The following is a 2,397-nucleotide window of genomic DNA, read 5'->3' on the forward strand; positions in this document are numbered from 1 at the left end:
AACATTCGTGATGCAGGATCCATTTATACCTGGAGTGGTTCCTGGAGCAGTGCGGGCTCATCTCTGCTGCCATGGAAAGGTTATATCTTTAAATCCGGTGGTGCCACAAGCCTGAATATTGATGCGCGCGGCAGTGGTTTTGGTAAAATGGCAAAGGCCATGAATACTGATGATTATCCCATGGATGCAGATGAATGGATCATTGATATGATCGCCACCACGGGCAACGCCCGGGATGAACTGAACGCAGTGGGCGTCAGAAATATGGCTGAAGACGGTTACGATCGTCTTGATGAGTTTGAACCGCCGGCCGTCATGGGTGATATTGTCCTTAGAATCGATAACCGTGACCGGGAAGAAACACCGGACCTCTATGCGAAAGATATCCGCAAGCCCAACGAAACAGGCCATTACTGGGATCTCCAGGTCTTTACCCCAACCAATGGCAGCCGTACATACATTACATTTGATGGTCTGGGATATATCCCAGAGGAATACGATATTTTCTTAATTAATAAGACCACAAAGCAGGCTAAGAATCTAGAGTGGGACAGTAATTACCGATTCGCGAATACGGGCCCTGATGCTTACCTGAAACAAGATTTTAGGTTGGTTATTGGTACCAAAGACTATGTGAAGGAAAACAATGCTGGCGTTGACTTGTACCCAGATGCATTTACGTTGAGTCAAAACTACCCCAACCCCTTTAATCCCCAGACATCAATAATGATTAGTTTAGAAGACGATGCTCAGGTTGATTTAATCATCTATAATCTTCTTGGTAAAGAAGTCACTCGATTGGCGATTAATGAACATCGCTCTGCGGGATATTATACGTTTATTTGGAATGGCAGGAATGGTATGGGTGACAGGGTATCAACTGGTGTGTATTTTTACCATGCTATGATAAGAGATGCCGGTGGCAAGATTGTTATGAACAAAACAAAGAAAATGATCTTCCTAAAATAAAGTTCGATAAGCATCCTGCTTGTTATCTACAACCAAGGATGCTTGTCCAGCTTAGTAACGCGGCGGTGTTACTGAAGAAAGTAATTGGTGCAAAAAAAGAGGCGAGTTTCAGTCATTTTTATTTAAACTAACATTGTTGCCTTAATCGTTGATTTTACATTACATTTTCTATAGATAAACAGGAGTCATTCATGACGCGTATATACAGATTTATACCAATAATTTTTGCTTCGCTTATTTTCGCCCAAGTGGGCGATGGTTCCCAAGCTAAACCCACCGCTGCGGTTCTGGACTTTGACGGGTCTGGAATAACCGCCCAAGAAGCGCAGGTTCTTACCCAAAGGCTCGGTTCAGAACTGGTTCAAACCAATGCCCTCATTATGGTAGAGCGAAATCAGATGAGTGAAATCATGGATGAGCAGGGATTCCAGCAAGCCGGTTGTACATCTGCAGAATGTGCTGCGGAGATTGGCGCCTTACTTGGTGTACAAAAAATGATTACCGGGTCCTTCGGGAAAATAGGAAACTCCTATACGATTGAAGCACGAATGTTTTCTGTTGAATCGGGTAAAACAGAAAAAACCGTGAGTAAAACTTACAAAGGTGAAGTGGACGGACTACTGACAGAAATCCAAGTAGTGGCCTGGGAATTGGTTGGCATGCAGGCACCTGCAGATTTGTTGGCAAAAGCGGGAGTTACCCCTCCCGAAGAAGTGGCTGAAGCGAAGCCAAAGAAAAAAGGGGGCAGCAAATGGTTGCGGAATACATTTATAATCCTCTTACTTGCAGGCGGTGGTGCTTATGCTGCCATGCAAGCTGGTGGTGATGCTGATCTCCCCGAACCTCCCGAACCACCTACCAGTGGAATGTTTATGATTGGAGGCGAATGATGAGACGCCTACTTATACTTTCAATACTATTTTCTTTTTTAATAGCACAAGACTATAATAGCGAAATCCAACCTATTTGGGATAATTCCTGCACAGCTTCTTGCCACAATAGTGGCAATGTTAGCGGTGGGTTGAACCTGACTTCACAAACCAGTTATAATGAATTGGTGAATGTGGCTTCCCAAGGTTATTCCGGTTTTCAGCGCGTAAAACCAAATGATGTTGCCAATTCTGTACTTTTTCAAAAGATTGTTGGTAATTCATCTTTTGGCGATCGCATGCCCAAAGGCGGGGGTAACCTGGCCCAAGCTAATGAAGAAAAAATTAAAAAATGGATTGAAAATGGCGCACCTCAAAGTGGGGGCGGTGGGAGTGATTACGCTTTCGATTTTGGCCCGAATCAAGCTCAAATTAATGTAGATCCACCCATCGAAGGTGAACAAAACTGGAGCATTGAGTCTTGGGTTAATTTTCATCAGAAAGCATCATCAGGGACTTTCTATGACCTTTTCCAATTTGCCCATCAGGATAATAATGA

At 43.8% G+C, this 2,397-nt stretch carries 3 protein-coding genes; all 3 read left to right on the plus strand.

Translation table 11 applies throughout. From position 1 onward, the window contains the following. On the plus strand, nucleotides 1-969 hold a 969-nt coding region (locus HN459_09835), incomplete at its 5' end, for a T9SS type A sorting domain-containing protein (protein ID MBT3479740.1). Nucleotides 970-1,160: 191 nt separating this feature from the next. Beyond that, the gene (locus HN459_09840) at nucleotides 1,161-1,859 is read left to right on the plus strand and encodes a hypothetical protein (protein ID MBT3479741.1); all 699 of its coding nucleotides are present in this window, start codon (nucleotides 1,161-1,163) and stop codon (nucleotides 1,857-1,859) included. Continuing rightward, a partial coding sequence (locus HN459_09845; protein MBT3479742.1) for a hypothetical protein occupies nucleotides 1,856-2,397 on the plus strand: 542 nt, incomplete at its 3' end. The genes HN459_09840 and HN459_09845, both read left to right, overlap by 4 nt.

It is taken from the genome of Candidatus Neomarinimicrobiota bacterium (assembly GCA_018647265.1).
Classification (GTDB): Bacteria; Fidelibacterota; Marinisomatia; order Marinisomatales; family TCS55; genus TCS55.